This window comes from Chitinophaga sp. YIM B06452 (assembly GCF_039655965.1).
Lineage (GTDB): Bacteria > Bacteroidota > Bacteroidia > Chitinophagales > Chitinophagaceae > Chitinophaga.
In genome coordinates, this window is sequence record NZ_JAWLKY010000001.1 from 2,353,657 (window position 1) to 2,368,542 (window position 14,886).

The following is a 14,886-nucleotide window of genomic DNA, read 5'->3' on the forward strand; positions in this document are numbered from 1 at the left end:
TTCCGTTTTACCTAGTACATCCTGCAAACCCTCCCGTTTACTTATTTGAATACTTATGGATCAGCAGCAGGAACGCATATTATACTTATTGCATCGCTACGGCGAACGCACGGCTACCGAAGAAGAGCGCGGCGAACTTACGCTATGGCTGGCTTCCGCACAAGGTGACGACATCCCCGATGAATTCGTCGCCCGGTTGCTGGATGATCATTCCGAACAGCCGCATGAGCAGGAGCCCGACTGGGATCTTGTATACCAGCGCATACTCGCCGGCCGGGAGGCCACTGCGCCGGAAACCACAACCGGCAAGGGATTGAGGCTCATCCGTTCAACCTGGCTGCGGTATGCAGCGGCGGTGCTGTTAATGGCCGGCATGATCGGTGTGCTGTATATAAGTCTCACAAAAGAAAGCACAGATACCGCGCAAACAGACCAGCTGCCCGGCGGAAAAGATGTGCAGCCCGGCAAGAACGGCGCCGTGCTGGTATTGGCAGATGGCAGCCAGCTCGTGCTGGATAGTCTTCGTAATGGTGTAGTAGCCTCACAGTACGGTTCAACCGCGGTGCTGCAAAATGGCCAGCTAGCCTATGATGCAGACAGCGCCGCTGCCGGCAGCATTTCCTATAATACTTTGTCTACACCCAAAGGCCGGCAATTCAAGCTCACGCTTCCTGACGGAACAAAAGCGTGGCTGAATGCCGCCAGCTATATCCGCTTCCCGACCGCATTTGCGGGGGGTGAGCGGAAGGTGGAAATAAACGGGGAAGTATATCTGGAAGTGGCGAAAGACGCTGCCAGGCCATTCAGGGTGAATGTGCCGGGAAGAGCGGAGATCGAAGTGCTGGGAACGCACTTCAATGTAAGCGCCTACGACAACGACCGCGTGGTGAATACCACCCTGCTTGAAGGCAGTGTAAGCGTGAACGGGGTGAAGATAAAACCGGGCCAGCAGGCGCTTGTGGCAGGCGGGGAAACGGTGGTGAGCAAGGCGGACGTGAACAGGGCCGTGGCGTGGAAGAACGGGCTCTTCAATTTTGAAGGCGCTTCGCTGGAAGAAGTAATGAAACAACTGGAACGTTGGTATGATATAGAGGTCGTATATGCCGGGGGCATCCCGGATATCGTTTTCGGGGGGGAAATGACAAAGAATATATCCCTGCAGGGTTTATTGATCGTATTGGAAAAATCTGATGTGAATTTTCGACTGGAAGGCAGGAAGCTGATCGTGCTTCCCTGATCTGTCACAAAAAACAGGATGCGACGCAACAAAAAACCGGAAGTGTTGGTACCACTTCCGGCGGAAAGTTTAGTTGGTCCAAATGGAGCTGAATCCTAATTGTAACAACCAAAAACTAATTAAAGGTATGCAAAAAACTGCATGCGGGTCCGGATTATTTCCGGGAGTGGCCGCCCATTGGCCTATTGTATGGCGCCCTGTCACCAAGATCTTATGGGCGATGGGACTTGTCTTCGTTCGGGCTCATCGCTCCATTAGGATGAAAATATTTCTCGCGATGAGCCCGAACGAAGAGAGGTCCCATCGCTCCATTAGGATGAAAATATTTCTCGCGATGAGCCCGAACGAAGAGAGGTCCCATCGCTCCATTAGGATGAAAATATTTCTCGCGATGAGCCCGAACGAAGAGAGGTCCCATCGCTCCATTAGGATGAAAATATTTCTCGCGATGAGCCCGAACGAAGAGAGGTCCCATCGCTCCATTAGGATGAAAATATTTCTCGCGATGAGCCCGAACGAAGAGAGGTCCCATCGCTCCATTAGGATGAAAATATTTCTCGCGATGAAACTAACCGCGCTGCTCTTAACTATTTTCTTCTTGCAGGTACATGCCTCGGGTTCGGCACAGTCTGTGACCATCTCGGGGAAAGACCTGTCCCTTGCACAGGTGTTCGCTGCTATCAAGCAACAAACGGGGTACGTTGTTTTCTATAACCGCAATATGCTGGCGGGAACGAAACCGGTATCACTGACGGCGCGGAATATGCCTTTGCAGGAATTGCTGGATGTTGTATTCAGGGAACAGCCTGTTGCATATGTTATCCAGGACAAAACCATTATCCTTTCCCGGAAAAAATCACCCGCTGCCCAAACTCAACCATTGATCAGTGTTGCGGAAGGGACGCCGGTTTCCGGGCGGGTTGTGGACCAGGATAACCAGCCGCTTCCCGGGGTAACCATCCGTGTGAAAGGAAGTAACAAAGGCGTGACAGCGGGAATGGGCGGCATGTTTACGCTGCATGTCAACGAAGGCGATGAACTGCAGGTAACGGCCATCGGCTATGAAACGATCACCATCAGGCTGGCAGGTGAAAATTTCCTGGTACTGCCTGCCGCCGGCGCCGCCGGTAAGGATAAGCCTGAATCGCAGAGCATCCTGATCGTTTCGCATATATCCAGCCCGCTTATCCGCCTGGGCCGCGCCACCTCTATGCTGGACGAAGTGCAGATCGTGCCCTACGGCGTAACGTCCCGGCGGTTTGCCACCGGCAGCATTGCCGGCATAAAAGGGAAAGACATCGAAAAACAGCCCGTTACCACCGTATTGCAGGCGCTGGAAGGTAGAGTGCCGGGCCTGAACCTTACAGCCCTCACCGGCAACTCCGCAGCGCCCGTGCGGGTGGAGATCAGGGGGCGGCGCTCCCTTAACCCGATGGCGCTCTCAGACCCGCTGTATGTTATCGACGGCGTGCCGCAGAACATACTCGAAATAAACCCCATCGCAAAAAGAGAAGTGTCTATCGGTTTTACGCAAAGCGGCTTTACAAACACGCCCGGCGAAAATCCCCTGCTGTACCTGAACCCCGGCGATATTGAAAGCATAGACGTATTAAAGGATGCGGACGCGACCGCCATCTATGGGTCCAGGGCCGCGAACGGCGTGATCCTCATCACTACCAAAAAGAATAAACCCGGCCCTACCCGTTTTTCTGTTTCCATCAGCCGCGGTACTACTTCAGTGCCGCGTTATCTGCCGCTGATGAATACGCCGGAATACCTGGCCATGCGCCGCGAAGCTTTCCTGAACGATCGCATGGAACCGACGATCTATAACGCGCAGGACCTGATGTTGTGGGACTCTACCCGGTATACCGACTGGCAGCGCGATCTGATCGGCACAGGGAACCAGCTTGCGATAGACGCAAAACTGACCGGCGGCCTTGTGCAAACGTCCTATACCATCGGCGTGAGCCATTACGCGCAAACGGAGCTGCAGAACAATAACGGGAAGACCAAACGCAGCTCGTTCTTTGTGAACCTGGGGCATACCAGCCTCAACCAGAAGCTGAGTGTGAACGTGGTCAGCCGCCTTTCTGCTACAGACGTGGAGGCATATTCCATTTCGGGCATCACCGGTATTCCGCCGAATGCGCCTGCCATCTATGCGGAGCCCGGCGAATTTAATTTTGTGCCCTGGCGCGGCCAGTGGAACAGCCTGTTTCCGCTCTCCGGTCTTAAGAAGCCCAGCGAGAGCAAAACGCATGCGCTGACCAATAGTCTCAGCATCCGCTACGAGCTGCTCCGGGGATTGACACTTACCGCAACCGCGGGTTATAATTATACTCAGAATGATAACGCGAACTACACGCCCGCCGCTTCTTACGACGCTGCTTTCTTCGCATTGTCTTCCGCCTTTTTCGGCAATTCCTCCAACAGGTCGTGGACCGCTGAGCCCCGGCTGGAATACAACACGCACATCGGGAAAGGCGACCTGAGCGTACAGGTGGGCGGGAATTTACAGGAAGTGCTGACGAAAGGGAACACAGCGGTGGCCCAGGGTTTTCCGAACGACAACCTCATCAGGAGCGTCAACAATGCCAGTTTCGTGATGAATATCGACGCGATGGGCGAGTACAGGTATGCAGCGCTTTTCGGCATACTCAATTACCGGTGGGATAATAAATACGTGCTGAACCTGAATGCGCGCCGCGACGGATCATCCCGGTTCGGGCCGGGCAAGCAGTTCGGGAATTTCGGATCGGTGGGGCTGGCCTGGATCGCATCCGAAGAAAAATGGATCAGGAACAACCTGCCTTCCTGGATCAGCTTCGTAAAGCTCAGGAGCAGCTACGGCATCACCGGCCGCGATGGCATCGGCGATTATGAATATCTTTCCCGCTGGTCCAGCGCCACTTCCCTTGGCGGCGGCGCCGACAAGCTTTTCGAATACAACGGCGTGCCGGCGTTTCACATCGTGCGCCCGCTGAACCAGCGGTTCCAGTGGGAAACCACGGCGAAGTTCGACGCTGCCCTGCAGCTGGGCTTCTTCGACGACAAAGTAAACCTCGAAGCAATTTATTACCGGGAACGGAGCGGCAACCAGCTGACAGCCATCCCCACGCCCGCATACACCGGCTTCACCACCGTTACCGCCAACTGGGGAGCCGTGATCCAGAACTCCGGCCTGGAAGCGTCTTTGATGGCAACATTGCTGCGCACGAAAGACTGGATGGTAAGCGCCACCTTCAATTTCTCCATGAACAGGAATGAGCTTGCAGACTACCCAGGATTGGAATCTTCTCCCTACGCCAACACCTACTTCATAGGAAAATCCCTGCAGACGCAATACCTGTTGCGCTATACAGGCATAGACCCGCTAACCGGCGATTATACCTTCGAAGACCATAACAAGGACGGCAGCGTTCAGTTCGAGAATGTTGGTGTTCCGCGGAACTCCTGGGACGACCGTTATATCGAAATAGACCTCAACCCAAAGTATATGGGAGGTTTCGGTACCGATGTAAACTACAGGGGTATCGGGCTGTCTGCAAACTTCATATATAAAAGGCAGACGAACAAAGACCCGTTCCTCACGCTGGAACTGGGGAGAATGGCCAATGGCTTATTGCCGGCGGAGGTAGCGGAAAATCACTGGAGAAACCCCGGCGATAAGGCGCTTTACCCCAAGTATACAGTGAACGGCAACCTGAACCGGACGAGTATGGCCCTGTCTGACGGCGGCTATACAGATGCTTCGTATGTAAAACTCAGTACGCTCACGCTTTCCTATAACATCCCGGATAAGATACTGCAGAAGATCAAAATGCAGAGCTGCCGCCTTTCCGTACAAACGCAAAACCTGTTCACGATCACTTCATTTAAGGGCATCGATCCCGAAGTGCTGGACCTGAACAGTGCCACGCCGATCCCGCGGATCATTACCACCAACCTGTTATTTAACTTTTAAAACCGGTTCTATGATCGTTAAAAAAATCATCCGCCTTTTTATATACGCGCTGTTTCCGGCACTGCTGCTCGCCGGTTGTAAAAAATGGATGGAGATCGATCCGCCCATAGACACGATCACTACCACCGAGATGTTCTCTTCCAACAAAGAAGCTGAATGGGCGATGGCTGCTGTGTATAGCAAGCTCATCAACGGTATGGAACTGACCGGCCCGTCTGATGTGGCGGAAAAGAATTTCGGCTCAGGCCTGGTTACTGTATTGGGCGGGGTGTCTTCAGATGAAATCATAATGGCCCCGTCCGCGCTTTCCGGTGAATATCTCTACCTGTCTTCCAACACCCTGACGGTGAAGAACAGCAGCATGACCGCCAGGCTCTGGAACACAGCCTACAAGATCATCTTTGACACCAACGGGGTTATTGAAGGAATTGAAGGATCGAAGTCTAACCAGCTTACGGACAGCGTACGGAAACAATTGACAGGCGAAGCACTGGCGGTCAGGGCATTTGCCTACTTCTATCTCGTTAATTTCTTTGGAGACCTGCCGCTGGCGTTAACAACGGATTTCAACCAGACGATGGGGCTTTCCCGCACGCCCGCCGGCAGGGTATACGAACAGATCGTTGCGGATCTCAGGCAGGCGAAGACCTTGCTGCCCGCTGATTTCTCCGCGGGAAACGGAGAGCGTGTGCGTGTTAACAGGTGGTTCGCGGAAGCGTTGCTGGCGCGTGTAAGCCTTTATACCGGCGACTATCAGCAGGCAGTAGCCAGCGCCACCGCCGTCATCGGCGAAACAGGGTTATTCAACCTCGAGGGCGATGTGGCGAACGTATTCCTGAAAAACAGCAGGGAGGCTATCCTGCAGCTTAAGCAAACCAATGCGGACCAGGTATTGAGAAATGCCACGCCCGAAGGTGTTGCGTTTAATCCCTACCAGTGGGGTTTTCAGTCGAAATTCCGCCTTGGCAGCGGCTGGCCGGAGCTGTTTGAAGAAACGGACAAGCGCAGAACTTCCTGGATAGGGTACAATGCCGGGGAAGCCTATCCCAACAAATACAAAACGGGCAACCATAACAGCGTATACATGGCAGAGCAGCCCGAGTACTACATGGCAATGCGGCTGGCAGAAATGTACCTCGTGCGGGCGGAAGCAAACGTGCGCGCAGCAGGCGGCAATACCGTGGCTGCTGTCAAAGACCTGAATGCCATTCGGAAAAGAGCCGGCGCGGAGGAGCTTCCTGAAACGCTTACCGCGCAACAGGTAACAGATGCAGTGGCGAGGGAAAGGCAGCTGGAGCTGTTCGCAGAATGGGGGCACCGCTGGCTGGACCTTAAAAGAACCGGCAAAGCCTCGTCCGTGTTGTCTGCCATTCCCCGGAAGCAGCCATGGAAGGGAGATTACCAGCTGCTGTATCCCATTCCGGAAGATGAGATCAGGAATAACAACAGGCTTGTCCAGAACCCGCAATACAATATTCAGTAAACCCAGGCCTGCCGGCTAAAAAAAATACGAAACATGATGTGTAAACATTTTGCTGCGCTCTTATTGCTCGCCGCAGCCTCGCTTTCCTGCAAAAAACAGAAGGTATACGACAACCCTCCCGCTGTGCTGCAGGTTGTAAACGCGCTGGAAGATGGCGTTTCGCTGTATGCGAACGCGAGCGGCATACATCCCATACCTTATTCACATGCATTGTTCATCGCCAACAAACAATTTGCGAGGATGAATTTCACAGGCAACATTCAGCCGCTGGCCCTTTACGGGACCAAAGACACCCTGCCGGAAAACAAGCCCGTCTGGGCCCGGGACCTGCAGCTGGAAGAGAGCAAGCTGTATTCCCTTTTTCTTTTCGGCGAGAAGTCAAAACCAGGCCACCTGCTGATCCAAAACAATTTTCCTCCTTTCATATCCGGCGACAGCGTGACCCATGTGCGTTTCGCCAACATGAGCAACGGCCAGCCAGTGAGCATCAACCTGAAAGGAAACCCCGCAGGCTCGCTGCTGAACAACCTGGCTTATAAAGAAGTTTCAGCCTTTACCGCGCTGAATGTGGACAAGTCTGTCAGCCAATACGAGTTCGAGTTCCGGGATGCCGCAACCGGCGCGCTGCTGGGCACTTTCCTCGCGCCTTTTGTGAATGATTATTCACTTGGGTCGAACGTTTATTTGAACATGTCGTGGATGCTGATGCTGGCCGGGAAACCCGGCGGTACCGGGGTCAACCAGCTGAGTATTATAAAAGTGGATAACAGATAGAACGGATAAATATGACAAAAACAATTTTGAAAGTAGAAAACCTGTCGCACAGGTACACCAGTTCCTGGGCTATCCGGGATATCAGCTTCGAGATCAGCAGGCACGGCATCGTGGGGCTGCTGGGATCTAACGGCGCGGGAAAATCCACCACGATGAACATCATCTGCGGTGTGTTGAGCCAGACGGAAGGAGAAGTGCTCATCAACGGCATCAACAAAAATGAAGACCGCCTGCTGGCGAAAAGGCAGCTGGGCTTCCTTCCGCAAACACCCCCTTTGTACCCGGACTTTACCGTGCGCGAGTTCCTGAGCTATGCGGCTGAACTGCGGTTTGTAGATAAAATGAAAGTGAAATCAGCCGTGGATGCAACAATGGACAAATGCAACATTGCGCATTTCAGCACCCGGCTGATCCGGAATTTATCCGGCGGCTACAGGCAGCGTGTAGGCATCGCGCAGGCAATCATCCACAACCCGGAGATCGTGGTCATGGATGAACCTACCAACGGCCTGGACCCCAACCAGATCATCGAAGCCCGGAAGCTGATCAAGGATATTGCCGCTGAGCATACCGTGCTGCTGTCTTCCCACGTGCTTTCCGAGATCAACCTCCTTTGCCGCGAGGTGATCATGATCGAAGGCGGCAGGATCGTTTTTTCCGATACCATGGAAGCATTCAATAATTACCTGAAGCCGCAGTCGCTGCTGGCAAGAATGGAAAATATGCCAACCGAGGCCGAGCTGCTGAAAGTGCAGCATGTTAACCGCGTACAATTCCTCTCCGACCGCCAATGCCGGATTTATTTCACAGGGAACACAGATATCACCGAGCGCCTTATTGCCGCGAGCATGCAGCAAAACTGGCGCCTGCAGGAGATCCAGCTGGAAAAATCACTGCTGGATGATGTGTTCAAACAATTGTCCATTCAATCCAAACGAGCCAACTAACTATGGGTATTATCATTAAAATCGCGAAAGCGGAACTGCGCAGCCTTTTCTATTCACCGATCGCCTGGTTTCTGACAGTCGTGTTCTTTGTAGTGTGCGGTATCCAGTTTGTAAACCCTATCGTCGTGTATTCCCGCATCCAGGACGTGATGCTGCAAAGCGATCCGAAATGGATAGGTTTCGATGACATAGCCGGTTTGTCTTTCAATATGTTTTCCGGCGTATACGGCAAGGTAGTGGAAAACCTGTACCTGTTCCTGCCCCTGCTCACCATGGGCGTCATCAACAGGGAAATACAATCCGGTTCCATCAAGATGCTGTATTCATCGCCGGTACGCACGCGGGAGATCGTGTTGGGCAAATACCTGGGGCTCATGGGCTTCAACATGGTATTGCTGGTCAGCATCGCCCTGCTGCTGCTGACAGGCTGGTTCAGCATTATCAACGCGGATTACAAAGCGTTCCTGTCCGCATTGCTGGCCATCTTCCTGCTGTCTAACACCTACGCCGCCATCGGCCTGTTTTTGTCCAGTCTTACCAGCTACCAGATACTGGCCGGTGTATTGACCTTTGCCGTATTCTTTGCGCTCAAGGCAGTGCAATGGCTGTGGCAGGACTACGATTTTTTCCGCGACCTTACCTGGTTCCTGTCCATTTCGAACCGGACCGAGCAGATGCTGGGCGGTATGATCACTACCCGTGATGTGGCGTATTTCCTGCTGATCATCGCCATGTTCCTCAGCTTCGCCTGCATCAGGCTGAAAAGCACGCAGGAATCGCGGTCCTGGCGGGTATCTTTTTTTCGTTACGCCGGCGTTTCCCTGCTGGTGCTTATGCTGGGATATTTCTCTTCAAGGCCTGGCTATGTGGGTTACCTTGATGTGACCACCCGCAAGACGAACACCCTGCATCCCGCCACGCAGGCCGTGATAAAGGAACTGGATGGCTCCCCGCTGAAGGTGACCCTTTACACCAACCTGCTGGGCAAGAACGCGCGCACAGGCTTTCCCAATATGCGCAACCCGTACATATGGCATTTCTGGGAATCGATGAGAAGGTTCTACCCCAATATCGATTTGAAATATGAATACTACTATGATTTTAAGGACGGGGACAGTTCGGCCCTTAAGACCTTCAACGCAAAAGACATCCACGAAGTAGCCGATAAAGTGGCCGAGATACTGGATGTCCGCCTGTCCCTCTTCAAAAAGCCGGAAGAAATACGGAAACAGATAGACCTGAGCAAAGAAGAATACGGCCTGGTGATGCTGCTGGAATACAAAGGGAAACGCACTTACCTGCGCACTTACCAGGACGACCGTGTGTGGCCCGACCAGAACCATATCTCCGGCTCCATCAGGCGGCTGGCCAGGGATACCGTGCCCGCCATGTTGTTCACCACAGGGCATTATGAAAGGAACCCCTATAAATTCGGTGAACGGGATTACGGTCCGCATACCCGGAACATCGCCTCCCGCAACGCGCTGGTCAACAAAGGCGTTGACGCAGACACGGTATCGCTGCTGCACTCGGATATTCCCGACAGCACGGATATTTTGGTGGTGGCCGATCCCCGGTCTGCCCTCGACACGGTAGAGCAGCGGAAGATACTGGCTTACCTGGAAAGCGGCAAGGACGCCATTTTATATGCAGAGCCAGGAAAGCAGCAGATGCTGAACCCCATTCTCAACACAATAGGCGTTAACGCAGACAATGGCGTTATCGTGACAGAGAACCTGCACAACCAGCCGCATTACATGATGGCGACCATGACGCCCAACGCTCATTACATGGCATTGGAGCAAACCATGTTCGATTACCAGGTATACAAGAAAGACCTGGGTGTTGTGTACCAGGTTGGGACGGCTAACCTGAGCTTCAGGGAAACGAATGGCTTCAAGGCGGAGCCCATCTTTAAGTTCAAAGGGAATAACAAGACCTGGATCGAAACCGGGATATTCGTGGCGGACTCTGCCGCGCCTGTATTCTCAAAAGCGGAAGGCGATGTGCAGAAGGATGAATATATAACAGCCATCAAGCTCATCCGGAAGATCAACAACCGCGAACAGCGCATCATCGTCACCGGCGACGGCGAGTTCATGACCTCCCTCCGCCAGGACGGCGGGAACTTCGGCAATGGCGGCTACAGCTGGCTGCTGGACAACGAGTATCCCGTTTACCATAACACGCCCAAGCCGAAAGATACTTTCCTGCGTATCGGCAAACACCAGGCGAAGATCTTGTGGTTCAGCTACGTTTATATACTGCCGGGATTGATCCTGCTCTCCGGCACTGTTATACTCACCCGCAGGAAACGCAAATAAAAAAACAGAAGAGATGTTTTTGCAGACGGATGAACAGACAATAGAAGATCTCCGGTTGTTCCCAAAGCGCGACCAGCCCGGCATCATGGACATTTATAATCAAACATACACACGCGGCGGCGAAGCGCTGATGCAGGAAATGTTCCATCATCCCCTGAGTGATCAGCAGGCTATTGCAGCAAGAACGGCCATCATTGCCGCATTCGCCGCGATGAATGCGAAATTCCCGTTTGAAGGGGCGGTGCTGGATATGGTGGAGAAGTACCTGCTGCACGGCGAAGAAGAAACAGACGGGCATAAGCATGCATTGGGTGAAAAAGAAATAGCCGGCGGTGTGGCAGCCGTTATCGAGCTGTTGCATAAGGTCAGGGAATTTGTAGCTGGCAGCGGGCTGCCCCGCATACCGCAGCTGGAAAAAGAACGGCAGCGGATAATGGACTTAATGCAGGATACTGCGCTTGCGCCCGTGTTCCAGGACCAGCCCAGGAGCAAGCTGTCTTTCGCGGCGGTCACCGCTTACGATGTGTTGATCCGCGCGCGGGAGAAAGATAAGGTGCTGGAAGTGCTGCAGTTCATTTACCTGGTAGACGTGTTCATTTCGGTAGCGCATGTGGCTGTGAAACGGCAGTTCGTATTCCCTGTGCCGCTTCCGCGCGAATCGGGGACGCTGAAGATAGAAGGCGTTTACCACCCGGAACTGAAGCAGCCGGTTGCCAACAGCCTCACGATGGACCGGAACAGGAACCTGGTGTTCCTCACGGGGGCCAACATGGCCGGGAAAAGCACGTTCCTGCGGTCTTTCAGCACCGCGGTGTATATCGCGCATATGGGTTTCCCGGTGGCGGCTTCCCATATGGAATTCCCGGTAATGGACGGCATTTATACCACCATCAACCTGCCGGACAACCTGGGCATCGGCGCGAGCCATTTTTATGCGGAAGTATTGCGCGTCAAAAAGGTAGCCATGGCGCTGAACGACGGGAAGGCCCTGTTCGTCTTATTCGATGAGCTTTTCCGTGGCACCAATGTGAAAGATGCACATGAAGGGACCGTAGCCGTGACCCATGCCTTCGCCGACAACCGGGACAGCATATTCATCATTTCCTCCCACATCGTGGAAGCCGGCGATGCGCTAAAACAGAAGCCCAATATCGGTTTTTGTTACCTGCCCACCCGCATGAACGGCAATATACCGGAATATACCTACAAGCTGGAAGAAGGCATTACAGACGACCGGCACGGGATGATCATCATCCGGAATGAAGGCATCCTGGAAACACTGAAAAACGGTAAAAAGGATTAAACGATATGGATTTCATTATAGATAAACAATCGCTGGACGAGCTGAACCTGACGGGCAAGTTCCGCCAGGGCTCCGTGTACCAGCTGTTCAACCGTGTGAGAACGCGTGGAGGCGAGCAGTTGCTGGACGCCCTGTTCAAAAAACCATTGACGGAGGCAAACCGGATCAACGAACGCACGGCCATATTCCGTTTTTTCCAGGAGGCCAGGCTGGATTTTCCTTTTGATACGCAGCAGGTGTCTATCATGCGCGAATACATCGACGCGGGCAGCGAGCAGGGACTGCTGGGCACGCTGGGCACCGTTCTCACAAGGAAGCTGCTTTCCGTACTTACCCACGACGACCGTTTCAAATTGCTGATACAAGGGCTCCAGGCCACGATCATGACCATGAAGCGATGCTATGCATTCGCGGAAACGCTGTCGCTGTATGCCGGGCCGTTTCACAGCAGGGCGCTGGAGATAAAAAAGATACTGTCGCATCCGCAGCTGAAGGAACTGCTGGAAGTGGATATTTACCATGCCATCACCATCCGTGAAACCGCCCGGTACGACCATCTCGTGCGGAACAGGCTGAACCCTGAATTGCGGGAGCTGCTGCATTTCATTTCAGAATGCGATGTGAACATGGCCGTGGCCGAAGTCGCCAACCTGCGGGGATTCACTTTTGCCCGCGCGCAGCCTGCTGCCGCCAATATGCTGCATGCAAAAGACCTTCGCCATCCTTGCCTGGAAGACGCAGTGGGCAATGATCTGCGACTGGAAGCCGCCAGCAACGTGGTATTCCTGACCGGGGCCAATATGGCCGGAAAAAGTACCTGGATGAAATCCATCGGCATCGGCATGTACCTCGCGCACATCGGCTTCCCGGTAGCCGCCGCGGAAATGACGTTCTCCGTGAGGGAAGGCATCTTTTCCAGTATCAACGTAGCAGATAACATCAGTCTGGGCTACAGCCACTTCTACGCGGAAGTGGTGCGCGTAAAACATGCCGCAGATGCAACTGCCACCGGCAAACACCTGCTGCTGATGTTCGACGAGCTTTTTAAAGGCACCAACGTAAAAGATGCTTACGACGGCACACTGGCTGTAACCGAGGCCTTCGCCGGGTACCGCAACTGCCTGTTCATCGTATCTACCCACATCATCGAGGTGGGGGAGGCGCTGAAACAATATGACAATATCCAGTTCTCTTACATGCCGACCGTGATGGCAGGCATGATGCCGGAATACACTTACAAACTTGAAAAAGGAATTACTGAAGACCGCCAGGGCATGATGATCATCCGTAACGAAGGAATACTGGAACTGATCAGGTCGCGCCGGCAGTAAAACACCCACATCAAATCAAATTAAAATGAAACTGAGATTTAAGATCGGCGCGGCTGCCATCCTGCTCGCATCAGGATTTACGGCGGCAGCGCAGGACAATGCTTTTACCGGGTTTACCAAAGAAGACATGATCGCGGACTTCAGGCTGGCCATGGGCATCCTGAAAGCCCAGCATCCGCACCCCTATAAATTTATCGATTCCGCCAGCTATGCCCGGAAGGTGGATTCCCTTTTGCAGCGGATGGCCGGCGCCGGCAATGTGCAAGAGTGCAGCCGTTATTCGCCCATTCAGCTCATCAGGGATGTGCACACCAGTATTGCCTATTCAGACGATAACGGCCGGGAGCTGTACAGCAAGATCAATTTCCTGCCCTTGCAGGTGATCGTGGAGCGCGGTAAAATGCTGGTGAATATCAAGGGAGAAGCCATACCATTCGGGGCCGAGATCGTCAGCATCAACCAGATGACGGTCAGCGAAATGCTGGATGCAATAGCTGGTTCCGTTTACAGCGACGGTCACATCCAGACGGGCATAGACAGGGTGTATCCCGACTTTTACCTGCGCTTCAGCATGCTGAACGCAACACGTAAAACTTTTGATATAGCCTACCGTTTGCCCGGGAGCAACAGCATCCGCAATGTGACGCTGCCATACGCTACGCCGCAGAAGGCCTTTCAATCGAAATCCCAGGCCGTACTGCCCTGTAACCTGCTCCAGCGGAGTTATTTCATCTACCGGGATTATAACAGCGCCAGTGAAACAGGAATTCTCACCGTGAATTCATTTAACCTGCAGGAACCATACGCTTACAAGGAATTCAGCGAGTTCTTCAAAGAAGTGAACAAGCGCGGGTATAAGAATGTGATCATAGACATCCGGAATAACGGTGGCGGCAACCCCGCCATTTCCGCGCTCCTGTATTCATTCCTTTCATGCAAGCCATTCCGCAACGAATACAACTACCGTACAAAAAACACCCAGATCGCCTATGCCGAATACGCCATTGATGATTACGGCAGGAAGCTGTCGGAAGAAGACATCCGCAACACCACCAATTTCCTTTACCAGCGTTTTGACAAGGACAGCGCTACGGGGTTCTATGTTGGTAACGCACGTTTAAAAGAAGGGCAGCTGGAGAATTTCCCGCCGGACAAAAATGCCTTCAGCGGCAATGTGTACGTGCTTACTGGCGGCGGCACCGTTTCCGCGGCTACCTATTTCGCTTCGCTTGTGCAGAAAAACAAACGAGGCATGATCGTCGGGAAGGAGACGGGCAGCGGGGAACAGGCTACTACGGCCGCATGGTTCGTGAAATATATGCTTCCAAAAACGAAGTCTGTATTGACGGTTCCCATGTCTGAATTATATTTTTTCAACGCTACCACGGACAGTGGCAGGGGAGTGATACCGGATCAGGAAGTGCCGTTGCCGCAGTTCATAGACTTTGCGCGGGCGGGCCAGGACCCGGAATTGAGCTATGCACTGGAACTGATCAGCAAAGCGGGAAAAAAATAAATAT

General features: G+C 53.3%; 9 protein-coding genes. All 9 read left to right on the forward strand.

What is annotated here, in order from left to right:
* Nucleotides 1-55: 55 nt before the first annotated feature.
* The 9 genes from R3I13_RS09475 (at nt 56) to R3I13_RS09515 (ending at nt 14,882) form a co-directional block, all read left to right on the forward strand.
* Complete coding sequence (locus tag R3I13_RS09475; RefSeq protein ID WP_346317689.1) at nt 56-1,237, forward strand: FecR domain-containing protein; 1,182 nt, start codon at nt 56-58, stop codon at nt 1,235-1,237.
* Nucleotides 1,238-1,799: 562 nt separating this feature from the next.
* Nucleotides 1,800-5,204, forward strand: coding sequence for a SusC/RagA family TonB-linked outer membrane protein (locus R3I13_RS09480; RefSeq protein WP_346317690.1), 3,405 nt, complete (start codon nt 1,800-1,802; stop codon nt 5,202-5,204).
* A gap of 10 nt (nt 5,205-5,214) precedes the next feature.
* Complete coding sequence (locus R3I13_RS09485) at nt 5,215-6,687, forward strand: RagB/SusD family nutrient uptake outer membrane protein (protein WP_346317691.1); 1,473 nt, start codon at nt 5,215-5,217, stop codon at nt 6,685-6,687.
* A gap of 33 nt (nt 6,688-6,720) precedes the next feature.
* Nucleotides 6,721-7,461 (forward strand): hypothetical protein, encoded by a 741-nt coding sequence (locus R3I13_RS09490; RefSeq protein ID WP_346317692.1) that lies wholly within the window; start codon nt 6,721-6,723, stop codon nt 7,459-7,461.
* Nucleotides 7,462-7,472: 11 nt separating this feature from the next.
* Nucleotides 7,473-8,408, forward strand: coding sequence for an ABC transporter ATP-binding protein (locus R3I13_RS09495; protein ID WP_346317693.1), 936 nt, complete (start codon nt 7,473-7,475; stop codon nt 8,406-8,408).
* 2 nt (nt 8,409-8,410) lie between these two features.
* Complete coding sequence (locus R3I13_RS09500) at nt 8,411-10,732, forward strand: Gldg family protein (RefSeq protein ID WP_346317694.1); 2,322 nt, start codon at nt 8,411-8,413, stop codon at nt 10,730-10,732.
* Between the two features lie 13 nt (nt 10,733-10,745).
* Entirely contained in the window at nt 10,746-12,035 is a 1,290-nt protein-coding gene (locus R3I13_RS09505) for a DNA mismatch repair protein (protein WP_346317695.1), read from the forward strand.
* A gap of 5 nt (nt 12,036-12,040) precedes the next feature.
* On the forward strand, nt 12,041-13,366 hold the full coding sequence (locus tag R3I13_RS09510) for a DNA mismatch repair protein (RefSeq protein WP_346317696.1): 1,326 nt from the start codon (nt 12,041-12,043) through the stop codon (nt 13,364-13,366).
* Nucleotides 13,367-13,391: 25 nt separating this feature from the next.
* Nucleotides 13,392-14,882 carry a S41 family peptidase gene (locus tag R3I13_RS09515; RefSeq protein WP_346317697.1) on the forward strand — a complete coding sequence of 497 codons (1,491 nt, stop codon included), beginning with the start codon at nt 13,392-13,394 and terminating at the stop codon, nt 14,880-14,882.
* Nucleotides 14,883-14,886: the final 4 nt, after the last annotated feature.

Excerpts from the sequence above, each read along its gene's own strand:
- R3I13_RS09480 (WP_346317690.1), top strand. The coding sequence starts at position 1,800 with ATGAAACTAACCGCGCTGCTCTTAACTATTTTCTTCTTGCAGGTACAT.
- R3I13_RS09500 (WP_346317694.1), top strand. The coding sequence starts at position 8,411 with ATGGGTATTATCATTAAAATCGCGAAAGCGGAACTGCGCAGCCTTTTC.
- R3I13_RS09510 (WP_346317696.1), top strand. The coding sequence starts at position 12,041 with ATGGATTTCATTATAGATAAACAATCGCTGGACGAGCTGAACCTGACG.
- R3I13_RS09505 (WP_346317695.1), top strand. The coding sequence starts at position 10,746 with ATGTTTTTGCAGACGGATGAACAGACAATAGAAGATCTCCGGTTGTTC.
- R3I13_RS09515 (WP_346317697.1), top strand. The coding sequence starts at position 13,392 with ATGAAACTGAGATTTAAGATCGGCGCGGCTGCCATCCTGCTCGCATCA.
- R3I13_RS09485 (WP_346317691.1), top strand. The coding sequence starts at position 5,215 with ATGATCGTTAAAAAAATCATCCGCCTTTTTATATACGCGCTGTTTCCG.
- R3I13_RS09495 (WP_346317693.1), top strand. The coding sequence starts at position 7,473 with ATGACAAAAACAATTTTGAAAGTAGAAAACCTGTCGCACAGGTACACC.
- R3I13_RS09475 (WP_346317689.1), top strand. The coding sequence starts at position 56 with ATGGATCAGCAGCAGGAACGCATATTATACTTATTGCATCGCTACGGC.
- R3I13_RS09490 (WP_346317692.1), top strand. The coding sequence starts at position 6,721 with ATGATGTGTAAACATTTTGCTGCGCTCTTATTGCTCGCCGCAGCCTCG.